Origin of the sequence: Vibrio coralliilyticus, assembly GCF_024449095.1 — a bacterium.
In the GTDB taxonomy this organism is placed as follows: domain Bacteria; phylum Pseudomonadota; class Gammaproteobacteria; order Enterobacterales; family Vibrionaceae; genus Vibrio; species Vibrio coralliilyticus_A.
In genome coordinates this window covers 1,058,124-1,081,550 of sequence record NZ_CP024627.1, presented here as the reverse complement: position 1 = coordinate 1,081,550, position 23,427 = coordinate 1,058,124, and the positions used below count along the sequence as shown (strand labels likewise).

Below are 23,427 nucleotides of genomic sequence, written 5' to 3'. Positions count from 1 at the left end.
CTTGGCTAGTCTACTGACGCGCGTTAAACTGTCAATTAAATTCAAAATCAAAAGTTTACATTTGGTTATTTTTTACTCGAATTGTATTTAGGAAATATTAATGGATCTTGAGTTTGACCGCCGCCATATATGGCATCCCTATACGTCGACACTGACACCTCTGACCTGCTACCCCGTGACATCAGCTAAAGGTGTTTATATTCAACTTGAAGATGGCAGAGAGTTAATTGATGGTATGTCTTCTTGGTGGTCGGCTATTCATGGTTACAACCATCCTCATCTTAATAAAGCAGCTCATGAACAAATAGAAAAAATGTCGCATGTTATGTTTGGTGGCATAACTCACGACCCAGCGATTCATTTATGCAAAAAGCTCCTTTCTCTCACTCCCACTAACCTTAAACATGTCTTTCTCGCAGATTCAGGCTCTGTTGCCGTTGAAGTAAGTTTGAAAATGGCGCTTCAATATTGGCATGCCAAAGGAGAAAAGCGACCAAAGTTCCTAACGCTCAGAGATGGTTATCACGGTGATACTTTTGCAGCGATGTCAGTCACCGATCCTGACAACTCCATGCACTCTCTATACAAGGGCTTTCTTCCAGAACATATCTTTGCTGAATCCCCAAAAATTGGCTTCCATCAGGAGTGGGATGACTCTGATCTTGAGGACTTCGCCTCGAAGCTAAAAAAGCATCATAACGAAATCGCAGCAGTGATCCTTGAGCCTATTGTTCAAGGGGCGGGAGGGATGCGTATTTACCATCCTAACTTTCTAAAAGGGGTACGTAAGCTATGTGATCAGTACGGGGTATTATTGATTCTTGATGAGATAGCAACGGGCTTTGGAAGAACAGGAAAAATGTTTGCCTGTGAACATTCAGAAGTCGAGCCCGATATTCTTTGTGTGGGCAAAGCTCTTACGGGTGGGTATATGACACTGTCAGCCACTCTTGCTTCAAAAGACGTTGCTGACACAGTATGTGGAGGTGAAGCCAGCTGTTTTATGCATGGGCCAACTTTTATGGGTAACCCGTTAGCATGTGCTGTAGCAGCTGCAAGTTTAGAATTGCTTGAGCAAAATCATTGGCTTCGCCAGACACAACAAATCCAATCCTCTTTTTCAGAACTATTGCCTAGATTAAAAAAATACGACTTAGTGGCTGATGTGAGATGGCTGGGAGCGATTGGAGTGGTTGAAACAACCAACTCAGTCAATATGGAAAAAATACAAGCACTCTTTGTTGAACAGGGGGTATGGATCAGGCCTTTTGGTAAGCTTATTTATATGATGCCACCGTTTATTAGTCAGCCCAACCATATAGAAACTCTCATTGGTGCGATTGAAGCTGCTCTATTAAATCCAACTTGTTTCAATTAAACATTGATACTAAAGAGGCTTCCAATTGGAAGCCTCTTTACATCAAATTAGTCTTGTTCAATCATCCAGCGCTTGAAATTTTTGCGCTCTTCATCACTTGAGCGTAGATACAAAAGCTTTAACTGCAGTGTATTTTCTGATTCTACTACTCCTGCAATAGTCGTCGTTTTTCTCTCGCCTGATCCGACAGCCTCACTTTGCTCAAGTTTCGCTAGCTCTGCTTTAAGCTCCACGACTTTACCTGAATCAAAAACCAAACCACGCTCTTTGTTGTATGCATCTACCAAAGCAGGGACATTTGAATAAGGAAACGCCCCTTCAGCTGGAGGTAGCATTTCTTGAGTATCGGTGACTGTTTTACCATCAATGATAAACTTAAAAATAGGCTCACGCTTATCAACTTTTTTTTCAATGCTGCTGAGTCGATTTGAAACCAACTCTACTTTCAAAATATCCGCATTTTCTAAATCCAGCGTCACGATATACGGGCGAGAAGAGTAATATTCGCGCTTGTGGCCATCTTTGAGCTTACCGTTAAATTCAAACACAAACTGATTGTCACCATTAATCAGCTCATAACTTTCATCTTTGACTTTTTTACCGTTAAGTATTTCCGCTGAAATACCACTGCCTAAATCCAAATCAAGCGCTAGAGAAGGAAGAGAAATAGCAGTCGCCAGTACAGCCAGAAATAGAGGTTTCATTTTTTTCACGTGGTATTCCCTTGTTAAATAACAAAAAGCCAACGCGTGAGCGTTGGCTTTAACTTATTCTAAATAACTAGCAATTAGAATGTGTAGTAAGCACCTAGAACAACTGTATCAGCGTCTTGGTCAGCGCCAGCAGAGAAATCGTTAGAAGTTTCTGCAGTTTGGTACTCACCGAAGATAGTTACATTGTCTAGTAGAGCGTAATCAACACCTAGAACCCAGTTAGACGTATCGCCATTTGCGTCTGCACCAGAAACTGTCGCTTCATCTAGAGACATAACAGCATAAGTAGTGTAAAGGCGAGTCTTCTCAATAGTGTACGCAGCAGCTACACCGTATGCATCACCATCGTAGTATGCAGCAGAGTCATCGAATAGACCCCAGCTGTTGTTACCTTCGAAAGCACCGTAAGTCGCAGCAAAGTAGAAACCTTCAACGTCAACAGATGCAGACACACCCATTACTGAGTAGTCAGTATCTTTTGCTTGTTCGCCAGATACGTATGAAGCACCTACAGAGAACATGTCGTTAATAGCCCAGTCAAAAGAAGCACCTGCAGTATTATCGATATCTTCGTCAGACTCTGTGTTGATATCAGCAACGAATACTAGGCCATCAGTAACCTTAGCTTTGAATACAGCACCATGGCCAGTAGATTCTGCACGGTGACCACCTGTAGAACCCATGTACTCACCTTCGTTAGTGATGTCATCTTTTTGGATAGCATCCATAGAGTCAGCTACGTCACCAACTTCACCAACAGCAAAACCCCATACGTCAGTTTTAACACCAACATGTACGTCATCAAATTTGGCGTTGTTATTAGTTTCATTGTAACCAGAACCAGATTCAATCTCGAATGACGCAAAACCAGTTAGTGAATCACTGATATTGTGCTCTGCATCCAACTGGATTTTAGCCCATACATTAACATCTGGGTCAGTTTGTGTTTTAGTAGTGCCGTTGTCTACTTCTGTTTTTGATAGGTAAGCATCAACTTCACCTTTTAGCTTAACTACAGACGTATCCGTGCTGTAGATCTCGCCAGCGCTAACTGTTGTTGCTGCCGAAGCAACTAAAAGTGCTAATAGAGACTTTTTCATAATAATCCACTGCCTTTTCTATAGAATAGGGGAAATCCTTATCCGGTTCCCTTTATGTTTTTTGATGACAACTCTGAACTCTAACTGGTCAGATGTTGTCGCCACTAAAATTCGGGGTCTAGATTGCAAAAGAATCCTCTCACTGTCAAATGATATAAATAAAACAAATCAAAAAACATAAAAACCTTTCATTACAAAAACTTAGACACATCAAGCATGGTATTTAGAGCAAGATATAAGCAAACTAAGTAAACTATCATCAAAAAGAAAAAACGAAATTATCAACATATAAACCCAAAAATAGTTAAATTAAAGTTAATAAACAGAGCTTTTCTCTTATCAAAAAACACTTATGGAGAGATATATTTTTAAATCAAAAAATATGCTCTAAGTTTATGAAGGTTCAGTTTTTTTTTGTGAAGGAGATCTAGATTTGGCATGAAATGATCTCATTTCGTGAACTACATATCATTTGAAGAAATGTGCTAACATCGCCTTCCCCAATTGAAGGCTCCTGTATGACAACCAGTAAAATCCAGAAATCCATTCGTACCAGTTATCAAAATTTGCAGTCTCAGCTGGATCATTTTGTGCCTCGCAGAGCTCAAAACTATCTCGTTGCAGAGATTGCTAAAACCCTATGTGGCGAGTACCACAAATCAACACGTATGATTGTCGCAGAAGCTGGGACAGGTATCGGGAAATCGCTCTCCTATTTAATGGCAGCGATTCCAGTAGCTTTATTCAATAATCGCAAAGTCGTTATTTCTACTGCCACTGTTGCATTACAAGAGCAGTTAATGAATAAAGATCTTCCTCTTTATAGAAGGCTTATTGATCGGGAGTTCTCTTTCATTTTGGCAAAGGGCAGGCAACGCTATTGCTGCGCAGAAAAACTTGCTGCTGCATGTGGTGCTGATGGCGGTCAAATGACGATGTTTGATAGCAAGCCAAAACGAAAAGACATCGAGCAGCTTGAGTTGATGTATAAGAAACTCGCCCAAAACAAATGGGATGGTGACAGAGATTCTTGGCCAAAGCCGATCCCAGATGAAATTTGGCAGTCCATCGTTAGTGACAAACACAGCTGTAATAACAGCATGCCCGTTCACCGTGACTGCCCTTTTCAAAAAGCACGTTCAGAGTTAGACAAAGCGGATGTCATCATTGCCAACCACAGCCTAGTCATGGCTGATGCAGATCTCGGCGGGGGTGTCATTCTTCCTGAGCCCGAGAACACGATTTACGTTTTTGATGAGGCTCATCATCTACCTCATGTGGCACGAGATCACTCTTCAGCCGCCGCGAGTTTAAAAGGTGCGTCAAGCTGGCTTGAGCGTTTAAATCAATCCGTGACTAAATTTGCCAACTTGGCTGATGAAAAGCGTGTAGGCCGCTTTCGAAATGAGCTTCAGGACTCTGTACAACAGCTCATCCCTTCTCTTACTCAACTGGCTAGTCGTTTTAATGCTGACCAATTTGAGGATGGCTGTTATCGCTTCGAAAATGGTGACCTACCTGCATGGTTAGAGGAGGAATCTAAGCAATTAAAAGTGATGACTCAAAAAGGTGCGCAATCTGTCGCCAAGATTGCCGACCTCATCGCTGAGCAGGTCAAAGATGGTGAGCTTGCCAATCGACTTGCCGAGCCGGCTTTAGCAGAGCTTGGCTTTTACATACAGAGAATGGACAATCTTGCCCAAGTTTGGAATTTGATGGCTGAGCCTCAGCGCGAGAAAGGCGCACCTCTAGCGAGATGGTTGGAAGTCGCCCCAGAGCGTGAAGGTGACTTCGTCGTAAATGTGTCACCACTGGAGGTCGGCTGGCAATTAGATCAACGGCTTTGGAGCCGTTGTATTGGCGCCGTTCTTGTGTCTGCAACCATGAGAGCCCTTAATTCATTTAGTTTTTTCTGTCGACAGGCTGGGATCAGTGAAAAGCCAGAAGACGGTGTCAGGTTTTTAGCTCTTGCCTCCCCGTTCGATTACCAAAACCAAGCAGAACTGCGCGTCCCGAAAATGGCTTATGAACCTCAAGCGCCTCAGTTTACCGATTATTTAGTGGACCGTTTACCAGAGCTTATTGCAAAGAACAAAGCCAATCTTGTTTTGTTTTCATCCTACTGGCAGATGAATCAGGTGACAGATGCTTTATCCTCATATTTTATAAAAAAAGGATGGACGTTACAGGTTCAAGGTAAAGAGTCGCGCTCAGAGATCCTAAAAAAACATAAAACCTTAGTTCAATGTCAAAAAACTAGCATACTATTTGGCACTGGCAGTTTTTCGGAAGGGCTTGATCTTCCGGGAGAATTACTGGAAAACCTGATCATCACTAAGATACCTTTTGCAGTACCCACATCCCCCGTAGAGCAAGCTCATGCCGAATACATTGAAAGTAAAGGCGGTAATCCTTTTATGCAAATCACAGTGCCTGAAGCGAGCAAAAAAATGATTCAATCCGTGGGACGGCTGCTGCGCAAAGAGCGGGATTCTGGTACAGTCATCATCCTTGACCGCCGTATCGTGACTAAGCGATATGGAAAGGCGCTACTCGATTCTCTGCCGCCATTTAAACGTATCATCGAATAACTAGAATTAAGACACTGTATGGAATTTTTTGAACCAACAATGCTGTTGGTGCTAGCGCTGGTCGCCTTCGTTGCAGGCTTTATTGATGCTGTCGCTGGTGGAGGCGGTATGCTGACTGTCCCTGCCCTTCTTTCATTGGGCTTACCCCCTCATATCGCTTTAGGGACCAATAAACTAGCCGCCACGTTTGCTTCCTCGACGGCTGCGTTTACCTACTACAAAAAACGCTTATTCAAGCCTCACTGCTGGGGACGGGCATTTATCGCCACTTTAGTCGGTGCCATACTTGGCACACTGGTTGTCGATCTAATCAGCACCGAGTGGTTGGAAAAAATTCTCCCGCTGATCATCTTGCTGGCGGCGATTTATACCATTTGGCATAAGACACCGCATTCGAACAGTAATGAAATGCCACAGCCATGCCCTAAGTTCAACAAGAAGCAATACCTCCAAGGGTTGAGTATAGGTTTCTATGACGGCATCGCAGGTCCGGGGACAGGCGCATTTTGGACCGTCAGCTCTATGGCTCTCTATCGACTGAATATTTTGCTGGCATCCGGTTTATCGAAAGCAATGAACTTTACCAGTAACTTCACCTCACTAATCACCTTTGCCATTCTTGGTCACATTGATTGGCTGTTGGGGCTAACCATGGGCGTCTGCCTGATGGCGGGAGCTTTTGTCGGTGCGCATTCGGCAATACGATTCGGCGCTAAGTTTATTCGCCCCGTATTTGTTACGGTAGTGAGTATTCTTGCCGTTAAGCTTGCTTATGAGGCTTGGTTTGTAAGCTTATGAATCAATTTAACCGACTGTCATCATTGTTAGAACATCTAGAAAGTGAGGCTGCTCAGTTAGACTCCACCAGAGGCGAGCACTACGGTCCTCTATTTGATCAAAAGTTATTTCGCTGTCAGTCCAAACAATTAGCTCCGTATGTAGACGAAACTCGAGAGACCCTAGACAAAATTCTTATGGAGCAATCATCAAGGTCACTAACACCCGAACAGGCCGAATTTTTGTCTGAACGCCTACTTTGCCAAGTGAGTGCGATTAAGCGAGAGCTTGCCACCCAATCGTTGAGAATAAACGAACCTAGGGATAAGTCTTTCAATCAACAAAGCCTTAACGATCTCTATCAAAATCTAGCTCAGCATCAAGAGTGGGAACTGCGCTTAAAAGATTTGGTTCAAAGTAAGGAAATCGAACATAAGCATGCCGATGCGAGAAGCAAATCACTTGCAGCGCAGACATTGCAGTCGGCTCGTCGCCGCTTACAACGATGCCAGCAAGCTAAAGTCAAAATCGAAAAGCAAATTATCTACAAAGAGCGGAATCAGTAACATGTCATCGAACTCGTCAGGTCTGGATCAAGCGCCAGACGAAATCAAACTCGCCGTTGATCTGATTTATCTTATCGAAAGTAACGACATCGATCCTAAAGTGGCCCTTGCCGCCATCAAGATTGTTAAGTCGGATTTGGAAAGAAAGCTGGAGTCTAACTCGTGAATTATCCCATCAATTTTGATATGGCCGAGTTTCTCACCCAATATTGGCACAAGAAGCCCACCGTAATTAAAAACGGATTTAGTAATTTTGTTGACCCAATTTCTCCAAACGAATTAGCCGGGCTTGCCATGGAGGAAGAGGTTGATTCTCGTTACATTTCCAATTCAAATGGCCAATGGTCTGCACAACACGGCCCTTTTGACGATTCTCTGTTTGAACATCTTCCTGAGTCACACTGGCAGTTAGTTGTTCAAGCCTGTAATCACTGGCACCTTGGGGCAGCCGAGCTCATAGAGCCTTTTAAGCAGCTGCCAAACTGGCTATTTGATGATCTGATGGTCTGCTTTTCCGCACCAGAAGGAGGAGTTGGCCCACACATAGATCAATATGATGTATTTATTATCCAAGGAAGTGGTAAGCGACGCTGGCGTGTCGGTGAACTGGACAAGGGGCAATATCGTGAATCTATCCAAGCTGGTGCGCTGCGACAGATTGAAGGTTTTGATGCCATCATTGATGAAGTTCTCGAACCCGGAGATATTCTCTATATTCCCCCAGGTTTTCCTCACGAAGGAAATACATTAGAGCCAAGCATGAGCTACTCTATGGGTTTCCGCTCCCCCAAAGAACAAGAACTGCTCAGTAATTTCGCTGACTATGTGCTAGCCAATGAAAAAGGCGATGTTCACCTGCATAACCCTGAGATGACGGTTCAGCATCAATACGGCGAGATACTCAACACTGACTTAGAAAAGCTGACAGCCATGCTTCGTTCAGCCCTACAATCAGAATCCGATATCCGAGAGTTTATGGGGGGCATGTTAAGTCAGTCTCGCCATCAGCTCGATATTGTCGAACCTGAAGAGTCGCTCAATACTCTAGAAATCTACCACCATCTAGAATCACTGGGCAGTTTACGCAAAGTCTCTGGTTTACGCGCGCTGTACCATGAGAATGAATCTACACATGTTTACATTAACGGTGATGCTTATCTGGCTGAGTCACAACATCTCGTCGACCTACTGTGTAATCAAGAGTCGATTGAGATCGAACACATCGATGGCAAATTATCTGACTCACAAATGCAGCTACTTACAACACTAGTTAACCTTGGTTACTGGTACCTAGATTAGGTAGCAAAAGGGCCTCATCAAGAGGCCCTTTACTTTTACACTTTAAACTGGCTCACCAGCTGTTGCTGTCTTTGGGACAAATTTCCAATTTGCCTACTGACAGTTTCGGACTCTTCTGCTTGAGATAAGATTTGTGCGCTCAAGTCTCGAATATTGCTGACGCTCTGATTGACCTCCGTAGAGACCGACTGCTGCTCTTCAGCCGCTTTCACAATCTGCGAGTTCATATCGTTAATCGAAGCAATGGCTTCAAAGATATTGTTCAGTTGCAACACCGCTCTTTCAACTTGCTGAGCAGAATCGTTGGCGAGATCATTACCGTCTTGAATGGCATTCACCACATCTTGCGTCCCCTTTTGAACATCTTCAATCACTTGACGAATCTCTCCCACAGAAGACTGAGTTCGGCTAGCGAGGTTGCGTACCTCATCAGCAACAACCGCAAAGCCACGCCCTTGGTCACCGGCCCGTGCAGCTTCGATAGCAGCGTTTAATGCCAGCAAATTTGTCTGTTCAGAAATCCCTTCAATAACCGTCAATATCTCAGTGATGTTGGCATTATTCTTCGCTAACTCTTCAACAACAGGCACCGCTGCCGTCATTCTCTCAACCAAACGAACCATCTCATCCTGAGATTGTTCTATTACTTTTTTACCTGAGTCTGCAGCGACGTTGGCTTTTTCAGCTTCACTGACAGCCACTTCCGCGTTTTGAACAACAAGGCCTGCCGTTTGTGTCATTTCTTCAGAGGCGGTGGCCACCAAATCGACTTCTTTAAACTGAGAATCACTGCTTGAGCGAGTTTGCTGAGCTGCGATTCGAGACTGCTCTGTCGTCGTACCTATCTGCAACGTCGTTTCTACGACATCACTAATAATAGACTGAAGCTTATCAAGGAATTTGTTGAACCCAGTAGCAAGCTGACCAATCTCGTCTTGGGATTTCACATCCAGCCGTTGAGTTAAGTCCCCTTCACCAGATGCAATATCATCCAACCTCGCAACCACTTCACGAATGGGTTTGACTAAACGAGAGGCCATCAACGCGATGGTCACTAAACCAAAAATAACCAAAATTAAGCCCGCTAGTACTTCGGTTTTCACACTCGACTCTACTTGGTGACTGATGGTCTGATCAAGCATCTCTGCATCAGCCAACACACTGCTTCTTGGCATATCAAATAATACACCCCAAGTTTGATTAGCAACCATAATAGGGGCAAATACGCTCAACCATTTTCCATCTGCACTCCATTGGGTTTGCACCTCTTGGCCAAACAGAAGGTCCGTCAGTTGGTCATTGGACAACGTCTTACTATTGAAAGCTTGACCGACTGCATGAGAAGGATCATCACTAGCAATTAAGGAACCATCCAAGCTGATAATATTGACATTTCCGCTACCATCAAAAAGCTGGCTGTCTGACTCAGCCACAATATTCGCCATCGTATCTAGGCGAAGATCAGTACCAAAGAAGCCAATCACAGTATCATCAATCATGATAGGAACAGATATAGAGGTAGCCAGAACCTGTCCACCAGCTTGGCTGATGAATCTAGGCGTGCTAACACATGAACCGCCACTAGATAGCGGGCAAAAGAATCTCTCACTATTTTGAGTATCTTCCAGTGCAGCTTCACTTAGCACATTCGATACAACATTCTCTCCATTTTGCGCTGTCACCCAATAAGGCGCAAATTGCCCTCTCTCATTCGAGCCTACGTATTCCGCATCAACGTAGTTACTGTCTTCGCCATCTAACATGTTGGGCCTAAATACCAAGTAAGCTCCCTGAATAGATTCAAAGCCCAATACTGATTTGCGCACCATTTCATCCAGCGCTGTGCGTAATTCTTCACTATCTCCAAAATTTTCTTCGGTATTGGTTTTCAGAAACAGTGCGTTCGATGCCAACATCTCAGCGCGATACAAAGCCTCATTGAGGTATTCGGCAACCTCTGTCGCATTGAGTAAGGCTCGAGTTTCAAGTAGTTGTTCCGATTTATTGATAACAGATGCAGCACTCTGTGCTTTGATCTGCTGCTGGTTAGTCACCGCGTTGTAGACAGAGAACCCGATCAGGGATAGAGATGTGATGAGCAGGCAGCAACCTGCTAGTAAGGTTATTTTCCATTGAACGGAAAGGGCTCGCATAGTACATCCTTATAAGCAAACTCATTCATACAGATTAAGAACAAAAGCAGATTCTACATTCCGAGACCAATTACAACATATTGCAATCAATTATCAATTGAAATATTACCAATATGTTAATACCAATCAGTCACTGTTAACTTTAGGCGCAGGATAAAGAAAGTGGTAATATCGGAAAAATTTCAATTCGTTGAATTATTTCAATAATAAGGAATAAAAATGAAAGTCATCAGCTTTAATATCAATGGTCTTCGTGCACGCTTGCATCAATTACAGGCAGTTATTGATAAGCATCAGCCAGACGTAATCGGTCTTCAAGAGATCAAAGTGCATGATGAAGCTTTCCCTATCGAAGACGTTGAAGCGATGGGCTACAAAGTCTACTTCCATGGTCAGAAAGCACACTACGGTGTTGCTATGCTATGTAAGAAAGAACCGCTTTCAGTGCAGAAAGGCTTTCCAACTGACAATGAAGAACATCAAAAGCGTATGATCATCGCGACGTTTGAAGATGATAATGGTGAGAAAGTCACCGTGCTCAACGGCTACTTCCCACAAGGTGACAACATCAGTCACGAAACCAAATACCCTTACAAACGCCAGTTCTACAAAGACCTGATGACTTACCTTAATGATCATCACAACAGCGACGAACAGCTTATCGTGATGGGCGATATCAATATCAGCCCAATTGATGCCGACATCGGCATTGGAGAACCTAACCGTAAACGCTGGCTGAAGACAGGTAAATGTTCTTTCCAACCAGAAGAGCGTGAATGGTTGAAAACATTAATGGACTGGGGGTTTGTGGATACCTTCCGCCAGCTTCACCCTGAGGTAGAGGATCGTTTCTCATGGTTTGATTACCGCTCACGCGGTTTTGATGACAATCGGGGGCTGCGCATTGACGTGGTACTGGCGACACCAAAGCTCGCTGAAAAATGTATCGAGTCAGATATCGACTACGAACTGCGTGGTATCGAAAAACCTTCCGACCACGCGCCGATTTGGTCAACGTTTAAATAGCGAAAAGAGGTCAAGGGGTGACGTGTTTTGTCACCCTTTTTGCATGCCCAAACGCAACATATTGGTCCCAACGTCGATGCGATTTTCAGTGGCCTATTTCTAGTCTTACTCGGATTGATTATCGACTAGATTCCAGAAGTCACTCCACGACGTGTCTTTAATGGCACGGTGTTTAATTTGATTGCCACCCAGCGTATACATGACTCGTCCTGCATTTTGCGCTTCAAGCCTTTTCTTATGCGCTGAAAGTGGCGACTCACTATCATGTCTCTCAAACAATTGCTCAAGGATGCGAGTCAGCCATACCTTAGTTTGTTCAGTGAATTGATTTTGGTTTTTCAGCTTTCGCCGTACCAATAATTCTGCCGCCTCAATATAGGCCCTTTTGGCTTCCTTATCTTCCACCTTATCCCAGAACTTGGTCTCATCCACCCCTGCACTGACAAAGATCCGATTAAGTAACCTTTTTACCGCCTGATCATCGGATATCCCTATGTCATCGATATAGTAATACTTATTGCAAAACACAACGTAAGGCTCTGACTTATCCAACCTCTTCTTTGGGATGGAAGGCACATCCAACTCCCAAGCATATCGCCCTAAAACGTCATCCCATACTGTTTCAAGAGAAATATGATTGTCTTTGTGCATATCCAATTTGAGCTGAATTGCCGCTAGCACGCCGTCAGAAGTGAGAAACTCACAGTTACGCAAACTGTAAAAATTGCCAAAAGCGCTATATGCCCCACCCATGCCCAATTCGTTTTGATACTCAGGGTCCAACTGAGATCGCGCTTCAACCCGACTAATGCCGATTTGCCCAAGGTGAAGATATTCACTTAAGCTGAACACGTTGGTTCTGGGGAGGATGTTCGCGTCTTCATTAACGCCAGATTGATGACCAAAATAGAGGGTACTTTTGTAGTTCTCCGCTAACGCAACATGTACGCACCTTTGCTGAGTGCGATTCAGGCCATGAGGCGCATCCATCACATCGGTCAGGTCAATCAAATTTGTTCCCACCGCGGCGCAATAGTTCTGCCAATCGGTGACCTCACCTGGCGTTAATTTACTACCCACGAAACAAATATCATGCATGGGTAAATGCTTATCTTCATTGATTTCATTGATGATGTTTACAATGTCTTTAAAGGCTTGCATGTAAGTGCTGTGTCTTTCATTTCTCGGATCCCAAACCTCGCTTTTGGCTCGCCGGTTAATGTTGAATATCGCCAGGCACTTTTCTCTGTTTCTAACCTGTACAATGTTTTTCGAGTTTAGATATTGTATGACACTCAGATCATTGTTGATTTTGTCTTTATAGAATAGCAACGCTTGTCGGCGGATATCGCGATCATAAGTGTTGTTGTCATATTCTTGGTAATGATGGACTTTATCTGCGTGCTTTTTGACTTCATTGACATCCTTGGTGGTCAACCAAACATAGTCCCGCCCCTCTTGGAGTAAGCCAAGATCTCTAATGTGCTGATTGATTGCCGGGATATTTCGATTAAATTCTTCCTGCTCAGACCCTTCTTTGGGAGAATCAAAATATTCAAATACCGTAATCGGTCGCGACATTTCGTCTTTGAAGGCGACGTATTTGTAGGCATTCATATCCCCTCTGGCACTGGGTGGGTAATGCACAAAAGGCCTTTTTGAATTCAAAAGCCTTAAGACCAAACTTTTTTTATACTGCGCTATATCTGGCTGTGAAACGATGTCAGTTAAATATTTATTGCTCATTGATTTCTCACTTAGAAAATGAATACCATAAAATCAAAACGCACCACCTAAAGATATCGACTCTATAAAGCAAGATATTTCAAACAATTAGCTAAACACCGATTTTAAATTATTCGCTAAGCCTCAACATTAGACAGTCCTACCAGCGTTATATGCAGGTTTATCTTAGTGGCTTATTACTGTGAGTAATTGGGCTGTTAAGTGAGAAATCAGGGGAAAATTAGGGTTTGATGAATCCGCTATTAGCGAATGTCATCTTCTTAGGGACAGGCATGATTCGTCGCTCGCGGTCTAAGTAGAAACCCACATTGACTGCCAATTATAGAAATTACGGGTATAAAAAATCCGGAGCCTAGACTCCGGATTTGCTTTCTAATTTTGATGCTCAATTAGATAGTAATAAAGTCTGCTTTGTAGTCAGGGTTAACATCAGCATCATAATCAACACCTTCAACGCCAAAGCCAAATAGCTTCAAGAACTCTTCTTTATACTCAACGTAGTCTGTCAGCTCTTTAAGGTTCTCAGAGGTGATTTGTGGCCATAGGTTACGGCAGTGCTGCTGAATGTCATCACGCAGTTCCCAATCATCCAGACGCAGGCGGTTCTTGTCATCAACTTCAGGCGCAGAACCGTCTTCCTTGTATAGACGCTGGCTGAACATACGGAAGATTTGTTCCATACAACCTTCGTGTACGCCTTCTTCACGCATTTTTTTGAATACCATTGCAATATATAGCGGCATTACTGGGATTGCAGAGCTTGCTTGAGTCACGACAGACTTCAAAACTGCAACGTTTGCGGTTCCACCTGTTGCAGAAAGCTTCTCGTTTAGAGCAGTCGCAGCACGGTCTAGATCCATTTTCGCTTTACCTAGCGCACCATCCCAGTAGATTGGCCAAGTAAGCTCAGTACCTATGTAGCTGTATGCAACGGTTTTACAACCTTCAGCTAGAACGCCAGCATCAGAAAGCGCGTTGATCCAAAGTTCCCAATCTTCACCGCCCATTACTGTGACAGTGTCTTTGATTTCTTCTTCAGTAGCAGGCTCAACGCTTGCTTCGATGATGACATCTTTGTTGGTGTCAACAGCGGTAGACGTGTAAGTCTCACCGATTGGCTTTAGCGATGAGCGAATCACTTCGCCCGTTTCTGGCATTTTACGCACTGGAGAAGCCAGTGAGTAAACCACCATATCGATTTGGCCTAGATCTTCTTTGATGAGATCAATTGTTTTTTGCTTCGCTTCATTAGAAAAAGCGTCGCCATTCAGACTCTTCGCGTAAAGACCTTCTTCACGAGCCAGCTTTTCGAAGGCAACTGAGTTGTAGAAACCTGCTGTGCCTGGCTTTTTCTCTGTGCCTTCTTTTTCAAAGAACACACCGATAGTTGAAGCGCCGCCACCAAATGCCGCAGCGATACGAGAAGATAGACCGTAGCCACTTGAAGCACCAACAACAAGAACACGCTTAGGCGCGTTTTTGATTGGGCCTTGTGCTTTTGTGTAAGCAATTTGTTCTTTTACGTTAGCTTCACAACCCACAGGGTGCGTTGTAGTACAGATAAATCCACGAATTCTAGGTTTGATGATCATATTCAACTTCCTTTAAAAAACTCCGCTAGGATAAAAGGTTCAACACCAGTTCGCATCTAATTTCTGTAAAAATGTCGGCAAAATGCAAGTGGTTGGAGCACTTTCATACGAGTTTTAGATTTCGCCCAAAAAAGAAAGGCACCCGCTAAGGTGCCTTGACTGATTATGGATTAGCGCTTTATGCAACACTATCCAATTTTGGCTTTACCGGCGCTTGACCCGTTCTCACTTCACTAAAGTCGTGGCTAAAGTCATCGACCTGAATCGCTTGGTAGCGCAATGCATCCGCAGCAACAATTTGATCGACTTCGTCCTGAGTCAGCACGTTGGCTTCAAGCGCTTGTGCGAGGCGATCTTTAAGTAGGCCTTTGCGGGCAACCTTGCCCTCTTTGGCTGCTCTCATTAGCTTGCGTTCAAGGCTCTTCACCCCGTACATCGCAAGGAAAGCATTTTCCATCAGACCAACGCTGTCGTCCTCTTCTTTACCGATATAACAAAGATGGGTTAAGCGATCGCGGTGCGCTCCTGGTGTCATCAAACTTTCAGCCAATTTCACAGTTAAATTGTCACTTGGCTTGGTAAAGTGGTTACCCAATGGGAAGATCAGCACCTTCAACAAACGGCCCACTGCTTTTTGAGGATAGTTGGTAAACGCTTCTTGAAGCGCTTTCGCAGCGTTATGCAGACAATGTTGAACCGCATAATGCACGTAATCAAGATCCTGCTGCTGACGACCTTCATCTTCGTATTTCTTGAGCGCGGCTGAACCCATGTAAAGGTATGCTAGAACATCACCTAAACGCGCCGAGATCATTTCTTTACGTTTTAGATCTCCACCCAAGGTCGCCATTGCAATATCAGAACTTACGGCCAGAGCACGGCTTAGACGAGTCAGGTCTTTGTAATAACCTTGAGTCGGACCGCTCATATCGGCTTTGATGAAGCGTGAACCAGTGAGGGCTGCCGCAAACGCACCAAATGTATTCTTAGTCGCATGGGCAATATGCTTGAAGAGTAACTCATCAAATTCTTTTGCCCCTTGCTTCTCATCTGGGTTCGCTGCCGCTTCCATTTCTTTTAGAACAAATGGATGACAACGCGTCGCACCTTGACCAAAGATCATCAGATTTCGAGTCAAAATGTTTGCCCCTTCCACCGTAATGGCAACCGGAATGCCTAAGTAGTGCGTCGCCAAATAGTTCATCGGACCGTCCTGAATCGCACGACCCGAGTGAATATCCATCGAATCATTTAAGATGGTGCGCGCCATTTCTGTCATATGGTATTTAGCAATTGCCGTTACAATGCCCGGCTTTTCTTTGAGATCCAAAGATGTCGTCGTTAGAGTACGTGTCGCTTCCAACAAGTAGGTAAGGCCACCAATTCGGCCCATTGCTTCAGCCACACCTTCAAACTTACCAATCGACATACCGAACTGCTTACGAACATAGGCATAAGCACCCGTGGTGCGTGATGTTAGATGACCAATCGCGGTGCCCAGTGCTGGTAATGAGATACCACGCCCTGCAGACAGACATTCCACCAGCATACGCCAGCCTTTACCTGCGTAATCCTGACCGCCAATCAGCCATTCCATTGGAATGAACACATCTTTACCACGCGTTGGGCCGTTCATGAAAGCAAGACCTAGTGGGTCATGACGCTCGCCAATCTCAACCCCTTTGTGATCGGCAGGGATAAGAGCACAGGTGATCCCCAACTCTTTCTTATCGCCCATCAAGCCATCTGGGTCGTACATTTTAAATGCAAGACCAAGTACGGTGGCGACTGGCGCCAGCGTGATATAACGCTTGTTCCAGTTAAGGCGAATACCCAGTACCTCTTTGCCTTCGTGTTCGCCATAGCACACGATACCATCATCAGGAATGCCGCCAGCATCAGAGCCAGCTTCAGGGCCAGTTAATGCAAAACATGGAATATCCGTACCATCGGCAAGACGTGGTAACCAATAGTCTTTTTGTTCTTGAGTCCCGTAGTGTGAAAGAAGTTCGCCTGGGCCTAATGAGTTCGGTACCATGACAGAAACGGCAGTACTAATACTGCGTGTTGCAATTCGAGTGACGATTGTCGAATTTGCTAACGCAGAAAACTCTCGACCACCGTATTCTTTAGAAATGATGAGTGAGAAGAAACGCTCTTTACGTAGGTACTCCCAAACTTCAGGAGGCAAGTCGCGGTCTTCTTTAACGATCTTATGGTCATCAAGCATTCCCAACAAAGTTTCCAACTCATTATCAATGAAAGATTGCTCTTCCGCGGTCAAAGTTGGCGTTGGATATTGGTGTAACTTGGAGAAGTCCGGGCGACCAGAGAACAGCTCCCCGTCCCACCAAACACTACCCGCTTCCATCGCTTCCTTCTCTGTGCTGGAAAGCGGTGGCAGTACTTTTTTAAACATTTTGAAAGCTGGGTCACTGACCCATTTTCTACGTAGAGAGCACATAATCAGATCCTTTTGTTCACAGTTGGTGGTCTAATTTATATTTGTTTTATGTTTCGATTTGTCTATTTACTCAGCTGCAACACCAGCCGCCAAGTATGGGATAAGCTGATCGACAATTGACTTCGCGTCCATCTGCTTCCCGTAAGCATTCTCAGCAATTTCCATCAGAGCTTGGCTTGACGCCATCGTGAAGACACAAGTCCCCAAGGTGAAATGCAATCTCCAGAACAGCTCTTCCTGAGTCAGTTTAGGATTCGCCTTCATTACTGATTCAGTAAATAAAGACAACGTATCCTGATAACGAGTGGTAATAAACCAGCGTAAATGACCTTGTACATCGGTATAGCCACGGCCGATCAACAACATGAAACGACTCGTACCATTAGGTCTGACATCATTGAGCGCACGCAAAGGCCCTCGCAATGATTCAAATACGTCGGACATTGCGTAATCTTCGTTGAGATTAAGATTGATCAAGGCATCTTGAACCGCTGGCATAAATGCCTCCAAATAGCGATTCAATACGGCACGTACCAATGTCTTCTTATCACCAAAGTGATAGTTCACCGATGCTAGGTTGACACCCGCTTTGCTGGTTATCGTACGCAATGACGTGTCATTGAAACCGTGTTCTGCAAACAGAGCTTCCGCAACATCTAGGATTTTCTCTTTGGTCGTATTTCTCATCGACATTTCAATCACTCGTATTAAACAACTGTTTGAAATATACAACCGAAACAAATAACCAACAAGTTTTTAACATCACACTTTTGAACATTGGTCCGACCAGATATCAAAGTTGCTAGATAACCTTCTGAAGAAAAAATTAAATTTTTTTGCTTTTGATGGAACTGATTTGAATAAAGGGGGTCTGAATAGGTGTAGTTAGCAGAGCCTTCTTAAGTTTACAGGCCGTAATACTTGTTTTCTTGACTGACACTACTAATTTACGCTGCTTTTTCTTATTAACTCCTATGTTTTGTATCAGCCCAGGGCCAGATTGCTCTGGGCTTTTTTTATCCTATTATTTTCTACAATACTTCTAGGCCATAACCTTTCCCATATGCCATCAACCTTACGTGCATCGGTTTTTGATCCACCTTCATACATTTGAACCTTATTCGAGTAAGATAGCCCTCCTTCATGCACAGACAGACAGACAAATGAAACTTAGCGACACGCCAATCACTCAGCATCAATTCGATGGTATTGATTTTTACCTAAAACGTGATGATCAGCTGCATAGCCACTTCAGTGGTAACAAAGCGCGCAAGTTCATGACACTGTTGGAAGGAGATTACCCAAATACAAAAACGCTGATTAGCTATGGCAGTGCACAAGCCAATTCACTCTATTCATTAGCAGCACTGTGTGCAATCAAGGGCTGGTCATTGGAATTTTACGTAGATCATATCCCCCAATGGTTAATTGAAAGACCTATCGGTAATTATCGTGGTGCGCTAGACCTTGGTGCCAGCATCATCCCCGTCAATGCACTCAACCTTCACCCAACTGAATTCATTAAAACTGTCCGTCAGCCAGATTCCACCTGCCTAGTCGTCGAAGAAGGTGGTCGCTCCAACGATGCCCGATTGGGGGTTGAACAACTTGCCCGTGAAATATTGTCTTGGACTCGCTTTGAAACAGGTAAAACGTTTACCGTCGCCTTACCTTCAGGAACGGGCACCACCGCTTTATACCTACATCAATTTCTTAAAATGCATCATATCGAGGTCATTACTTGCCCATGTGTCGGAGGTAAGGAGTATCTTATCGAGCAATTTAAACAGCTCGGCGAAACCGATTTCCCACATATCCTTGAACTCGAAAACAAACATCATTTCGGCAAACTTTATCGCCAAGATTACGAAATCTGGCGTAAACTTTTGGAGCAAACTGACGTTGAATTTGATTTACTCTACGACCCAATGATGTGGCAATGCTTACGGTCTTGGTTTGCGGAGAACCCTGATAAAACGATCATTTACGTCCATCAAGGTGGCTTACTGGGGAACGAAAGTATGCTACCTCGTTATCAGCGTAAATATGGAGACTAAAGAGAAACAAACACAATCACACATTTTTCTCGGTAACGACTTAATCGCGACTAAGGATCGGTCGCCTATAACTTATGATTTCGTCTAAGGAGAGTTTATGCGCATCAATCTATTCACTTTGCTGTTGTTGGCATCAGCATCCGCTTCAGCAAACGTTATTACGACGCCCGGCAAAGCCGTCATAGCCATTGATGGAAGCGAAGCGGCCAAGCGGGTTTGTTACTATCAAGACCAAGGATACTCATTAGGCGCGATACTTCAGGTCGGAGAACACTACATGAAGTGCACCGAAGCCAATGATTTTGAAACTAACGGCGCGTTAAAATGGGCTCCTCTCAATGAACAAACGCAATCGGAACCCAAGCAGACAAACCCAAGCGTAAAAAGCTATTCGATTAACTGATTTATTGTTCAAACGAATGCAGGAACGCTGCTCCGCGAACACCTGACGAGTCACCATGAACGTTTTTCACAATGCGCGTTTTGGCTGATTTATTAAACGTATACTGGTTAAGTTTTTCATTGACAAGCGGATACACGGCATCAACATTTGACATCCCACCTCCAAGAACAATTACTTCAGGGTCGATAAAATTGACAATGGAAGCACATACGCGAGCTAGTTGGTCACAGTAGAGATCAAAATGCTGTCTTGCATCTTGGTTACCTTGCGCATACATAGCCATAATTTTTTTCGAATCCGCAGGATAGTACTTCTCTGAAAATGAACGACTAAATCCAGTACCAGATACAAATGACTCAGTACAGTTAAGCGAACCGCAGTAACACTCAACTGGTTGACCGTCTTTTTCCTTATCGTATCCAGGCAATGGGTTATGTCCTAACTCTCCGCCTAGCTTATTTAAACCCGTCACTAAACCATTATTGATGATGACGCCAGAACCACAGCCCGTGCCAATAATCATAGTGACGCAGGAGTTCTGTGCCTGTTTTGCTGCCCCATCTTTAAACTCGGACAGCGCAAGGCAATCAGCATCATTGGCGAGCGCAACGGGAACATCAATAAACTTGCGCAAATCCCCAATGAAATCTTGACCATTTAACACCGTGACATTCGCCCCTTGCATCAGCCCATCGTTACCCACCGAGCCACAACAACCAATGCCAATCGAATCAACCTCACCATATTTCTCAACTTGTTTGATCACAGTGAGGACTGAATGGAGAAACCCTTGATAGCTTTTGGTATCCGTTGACTCACGATACTTGATTAGCGTTGCATAGGTCTCTTTATCTAACCCCACACCTTCTATTTTTGTCCCACCTATATCCAGCCCTACCAGCATAGTTTTCCTCGTCATCGTCCTGCTAAAATTTCACTTCATCATGACATAGTCACACTCCTATCTCTTTTATCTTGCTCATGATATTGGCAAGTTTGTAAACTAGACGAGTTTAGGCCTGAGAACTTTTTGGCCATTTGCTAGCGGTATTTTTTGTAAGGTATAAGAATGTCTCACTCTGCTCCATTTTTCCTATTGGAAAACGTTATTCAAAACTACCCTTGGGGTAGCCACGATTCGATCAATACATTGTTTGGTATCGCCAACCCTGACCATCAGCCTCAAGCGGAAATTTGGATGGGCGCCCACCCAAACGGCTGCTCAAAGATCCAGGTTGATAATAAAACCGTACTGCTTTCTGACTACATAGAGCAAAACCCAGACCAAACCATCGGTGCAGAGACAAATCAACGCTTCGGTGAGCTGCCTTTCCTGTTTAAAGTGCTAGCTGCCGCACAAGCGCTGTCCATCCAAGTACACCCGTCCAAAGCACAAGCTGAAGAAGGATTTGCGAGAGAAGACAAAGCCGGTATTGACCGCGGGGCATCTAACCGAAATTACAAAGACCCTAACCATAAACCGGAATTGGTTTACGCTCTTACACCTTATATGGCGATGAATGGTTTTCGTGATTTTAACGATATTATCGCGCTATTTGACGCCCTCAACGCGCAAGTTCTGCAATTCGATATTGACGCATTTCGTTCAGACCTTTCTCCGCAAGGGTTACAGAAATTCTTTAAAGCGATACTAGAGCTTGATGGCGAGAAGAAGTCGAAAGCGCTTGATGCACTGCTAAGTTGGGCGGGAAATAGTAAAGATCCACTGGCAACACTGGTTTTAGCACTCAACAAACAATATCCGAACGATGTGGGCTTACTTGCTCCGTTGATGTTGAATGTACTAGAGCTCCAGCCGGGTGAAGCCATGTTTTTAGATGCAGGTACTCCTCATGCCTACATCAAAGGCACAGGTCTAGAAATCATGGCTAACTCTGATAACGTGTTGCGTGCAGGCTTAACCCCTAAATACATGGATGTTGAAGAGCTGGTCAATAGTTGTAAATTCGAAGCACTGGATAACAACAAAATCTTGACTCAACCAATTACAGACGGTTGCGAGCTAAGCTTTCCAGTTCCTGTCGACGACTTTAAATTCTCTGTGCTCCAACAGCCAGAAAATCATACATTGGTGTTGAGCCGAGCAGAGATCATCTTCGCCATCGATAACGATGTAACACTGCAAGCTGGTGACAATACCTTAGTTCTAAGTAAAGGGCAGTCCGCTTTCGTCCCTCTATCAACCCTAACGATCAATGTCAGCTCGCAAGGTGCAGTCGCAAGAGCGCATTAAGCTTTTACGCTTGAAGTGATACAAATTAAACAATGTAAAGGAGCAATCAATTTGCTCCTTTTATTTTACAAACTTTTAGCGCGTGAGAATATTCTATGATTCAGCCTATTGCGACTCGACTCACCAAAGGGCAAGACCTAAAAAAGCAAATTCAGTCTCTGGTAAAACAACATAGTATTCAGGCAGGAACAATTGCATCCTGTGTAGGGTGTTTGCAACAAATCAGCATTCGCCTCGCAGGCGCCGAACAATCCATAACGCTAACCCAACCTTTTGAAATTGTTTCAGTGATGGGGACACTGACCCCAAATCACCAACACATCCACATTTCGGTCGCAAATAGCGCAGGTCAGGTAATTGGCGGCCATCTTCTCGAAAACAGTATCATAGACACCACAGCAGAACTGATCCTTCACAAGTACCCTAACCTGAATTTTTCCAGAGAACAGGATGAAACAACGGGGTATACCGAGTTGGTGATTGGAGGTTGTTGAGATAAGAAGTAATGGATGGTAATGACTCCAGCCTCTTTAAAACACCCACCTATTACCTTAAGTAGGCATAAGCCTGACAGACCAGAGCGCTGTTTAGACCTCGTCTTAACAACATAAAAATCCAAGTGCACGAATACACTTGGATTCTGACATCCTCGTAGGCTCGTTCAACCGTCCATTTCGGGCTTAACTAATCAGCACGGGTGCTGCTTGTATCTGAGTAAGCAGTGATGAAACACGATCTGAGCTTTGTACTCTCTAGCGCGTATAGGTCGCTGTCAATGTCGCTTTACCTAAAGCCACACTATTTAAGGTAAACCCGACTACTGCTGCGGGCGTTTGTGCATTAAGATCTAAGGTGGCAGTAGGAAGCGCCCAAACAGTAAACTGGTAGCGATGCATACCATCTCCAACGGGCGGGCACGCACCTCCATAGCCGGTCGTGCCAAAGTCGATTCGAGATTCTGTGCCACCTAATTTGTTAATGTCTGCTCCGCGGGGTAATGCATTAACAGAAGCCGGAATGTTAAATGCCAACCAATGCCAGAAGCCACTGCCTGTCGGTGCATCGGGATCATACACTGAGATTGCATAGCTCTTGGTCCCAGCAGGTGCTCCCTTCCATGTCAGCTGAGGAGACAAATTGTCACCATCACAACCCCAGCCCTGATACTCAAAGGTTTTCTGCATCGGATGGCCTTCAATAACGTCTTCGCTCATAAGTTCAAACGCCTGAACAGAGCCCGTCGTTAGGATACCGACTGCCAGTAAAGATTTAGCTATCTTTTTCATTGTTGTCCTTTCCTGTTTTGTT

Annotated in this window: 20 protein-coding genes; 11 read left to right on the top strand and 9 right to left on the bottom strand. The window is 44.3% G+C overall.

Going from position 1 to position 23,427, the window contains the following annotated elements; all coding sequences use genetic code 11:
- Positions 1 to 100 precede the first annotated feature (100 nt).
- A complete protein-coding gene (gene bioA / locus CTT30_RS04925; protein WP_252036192.1) occupies positions 101 to 1,378 on the top strand; it encodes an adenosylmethionine--8-amino-7-oxononanoate transaminase in 1,278 nt (425 codons plus the stop codon).
- A gap of 47 nt (positions 1,379 to 1,425) precedes the next feature.
- On the opposite strand, the gene CTT30_RS04920 is transcribed toward bioA, so the two are convergent.
- Positions 1,426 to 2,082, bottom strand: a complete 657-nt coding sequence (locus CTT30_RS04920; protein ID WP_252036604.1) for a DUF2057 family protein — start codon at positions 2,080 to 2,082, stop codon at positions 1,426 to 1,428.
- An 83-nt stretch (positions 2,083 to 2,165) separates the two neighbouring features.
- A complete protein-coding gene (locus tag CTT30_RS04915) occupies positions 2,166 to 3,191 on the bottom strand; it encodes a porin (RefSeq protein WP_252036191.1) in 1,026 nt (341 codons plus the stop codon).
- Between the two features lie 518 nt (positions 3,192 to 3,709).
- Between CTT30_RS04915 and dinG the strand changes: the two genes are divergently transcribed.
- The 5 genes from dinG to CTT30_RS04890 are packed head-to-tail and all read left to right on the top strand — an operon-like array spanning position 3,710 to position 8,424.
- A complete protein-coding gene (gene dinG, locus CTT30_RS04910) occupies positions 3,710 to 5,782 on the top strand; it encodes an ATP-dependent DNA helicase DinG (protein ID WP_252036190.1) in 2,073 nt (690 codons plus the stop codon).
- Between the two features lie 18 nt (positions 5,783 to 5,800).
- Positions 5,801 to 6,580: a sulfite exporter TauE/SafE family protein gene (locus CTT30_RS04905; RefSeq protein WP_239868030.1), complete on the top strand. Its 780-nt coding sequence runs from the start codon at positions 5,801 to 5,803 to the stop codon at positions 6,578 to 6,580.
- Positions 6,577 to 7,125, top strand: a complete 549-nt coding sequence (gene priC / locus CTT30_RS04900; RefSeq protein ID WP_252036189.1) for a primosomal replication protein — start codon at positions 6,577 to 6,579, stop codon at positions 7,123 to 7,125. Before CTT30_RS04905 ends, priC begins: the two co-directional genes overlap by 4 nt.
- Position 7,126: 1 nt before the next feature.
- Positions 7,127 to 7,291, top strand: a complete 165-nt coding sequence (rsmS, locus tag CTT30_RS04895) for a pleiotropic regulatory protein RsmS (protein WP_239868024.1) — start codon at positions 7,127 to 7,129, stop codon at positions 7,289 to 7,291.
- 20 nt (positions 7,292 to 7,311) lie between these two features.
- Positions 7,312 to 8,424 (top strand): cupin domain-containing protein, encoded by a 1,113-nt coding sequence (locus tag CTT30_RS04890; RefSeq protein ID WP_252036603.1) that lies wholly within the window; start codon positions 7,312 to 7,314, stop codon positions 8,422 to 8,424.
- Between the two features lie 35 nt (positions 8,425 to 8,459).
- Here the strand turns inward: CTT30_RS04890 and CTT30_RS04885 are convergent, their stop codons facing one another.
- Positions 8,460 to 10,577, bottom strand: coding sequence for a methyl-accepting chemotaxis protein (locus tag CTT30_RS04885; protein ID WP_252036188.1), 2,118 nt, complete (start codon positions 10,575 to 10,577; stop codon positions 8,460 to 8,462).
- Between the two features lie 219 nt (positions 10,578 to 10,796).
- Here CTT30_RS04885 and xthA point away from each other — a divergent pair, with 219 nt between their 5' ends.
- On the top strand, positions 10,797 to 11,603 hold the full coding sequence (gene xthA, locus CTT30_RS04880) for an exodeoxyribonuclease III (RefSeq protein ID WP_239836741.1): 807 nt from the start codon (positions 10,797 to 10,799) through the stop codon (positions 11,601 to 11,603).
- Between the two features lie 105 nt (positions 11,604 to 11,708).
- Here the strand turns inward: xthA and CTT30_RS04875 are convergent, their stop codons facing one another.
- From CTT30_RS04875 to psrA, 4 genes are all read right to left on the bottom strand, one after another.
- Entirely contained in the window at positions 11,709 to 13,220 is a 1,512-nt protein-coding gene (locus CTT30_RS04875; RefSeq protein ID WP_252036187.1) for a hypothetical protein, read from the bottom strand.
- Between the two features lie 518 nt (positions 13,221 to 13,738).
- The gene (gene fabV / locus CTT30_RS04870; RefSeq protein WP_252036186.1) at positions 13,739 to 14,941 is read right to left on the bottom strand and encodes an enoyl-ACP reductase FabV; all 1,203 of its coding nucleotides are present in this window, start codon (positions 14,939 to 14,941) and stop codon (positions 13,739 to 13,741) included.
- Between the two features lie 178 nt (positions 14,942 to 15,119).
- The gene (locus CTT30_RS04865) at positions 15,120 to 17,405 is read right to left on the bottom strand and encodes an acyl-CoA dehydrogenase (RefSeq protein ID WP_239868009.1); all 2,286 of its coding nucleotides are present in this window, start codon (positions 17,403 to 17,405) and stop codon (positions 15,120 to 15,122) included.
- Positions 17,406 to 17,471: 66 nt separating this feature from the next.
- Positions 17,472 to 18,098 carry a TetR family transcriptional repressor PsrA gene (gene psrA / locus CTT30_RS04860; RefSeq protein ID WP_252036185.1) on the bottom strand — a complete coding sequence of 209 codons (627 nt, stop codon included), beginning with the start codon at positions 18,096 to 18,098 and terminating at the stop codon, positions 17,472 to 17,474.
- Between the two features lie 470 nt (positions 18,099 to 18,568).
- Here psrA and CTT30_RS04855 point away from each other — a divergent pair, with 470 nt between their 5' ends.
- Together CTT30_RS04855 and CTT30_RS04850 are read left to right on the top strand one after the other, a co-directional pair.
- Complete coding sequence (locus tag CTT30_RS04855; protein WP_239875321.1) at positions 18,569 to 19,462, top strand: 1-aminocyclopropane-1-carboxylate deaminase/D-cysteine desulfhydrase; 894 nt, start codon at positions 18,569 to 18,571, stop codon at positions 19,460 to 19,462.
- Positions 19,463 to 19,559: 97 nt separating this feature from the next.
- Positions 19,560 to 19,865 (top strand): DUF1496 domain-containing protein, encoded by a 306-nt coding sequence (locus tag CTT30_RS04850; protein ID WP_252036184.1) that lies wholly within the window; start codon positions 19,560 to 19,562, stop codon positions 19,863 to 19,865.
- A gap of 1 nt (position 19,866) precedes the next feature.
- Here CTT30_RS04850 and CTT30_RS04845 read toward each other — a convergent pair whose 3' ends face one another.
- Positions 19,867 to 20,784: an ROK family protein gene (locus CTT30_RS04845; protein WP_252036183.1), complete on the bottom strand. Its 918-nt coding sequence runs from the start codon at positions 20,782 to 20,784 to the stop codon at positions 19,867 to 19,869.
- 150 nt (positions 20,785 to 20,934) lie between these two features.
- Here CTT30_RS04845 and manA point away from each other — a divergent pair, with 150 nt between their 5' ends.
- Both manA and CTT30_RS04835 read left to right on the top strand, forming a co-directional pair.
- Positions 20,935 to 22,119 carry a mannose-6-phosphate isomerase, class I gene (manA, locus tag CTT30_RS04840; protein WP_252036182.1) on the top strand — a complete coding sequence of 395 codons (1,185 nt, stop codon included), beginning with the start codon at positions 20,935 to 20,937 and terminating at the stop codon, positions 22,117 to 22,119.
- 95 nt (positions 22,120 to 22,214) lie between these two features.
- Positions 22,215 to 22,613, top strand: a complete 399-nt coding sequence (locus CTT30_RS04835; protein ID WP_239875317.1) for a PPC domain-containing DNA-binding protein — start codon at positions 22,215 to 22,217, stop codon at positions 22,611 to 22,613.
- 258 nt (positions 22,614 to 22,871) lie between these two features.
- Here the strand turns inward: CTT30_RS04835 and CTT30_RS04830 are convergent, their stop codons facing one another.
- Positions 22,872 to 23,405 carry a YbhB/YbcL family Raf kinase inhibitor-like protein gene (locus tag CTT30_RS04830; RefSeq protein WP_239875316.1) on the bottom strand — a complete coding sequence of 178 codons (534 nt, stop codon included), beginning with the start codon at positions 23,403 to 23,405 and terminating at the stop codon, positions 22,872 to 22,874.
- Positions 23,406 to 23,427: the final 22 nt, after the last annotated feature.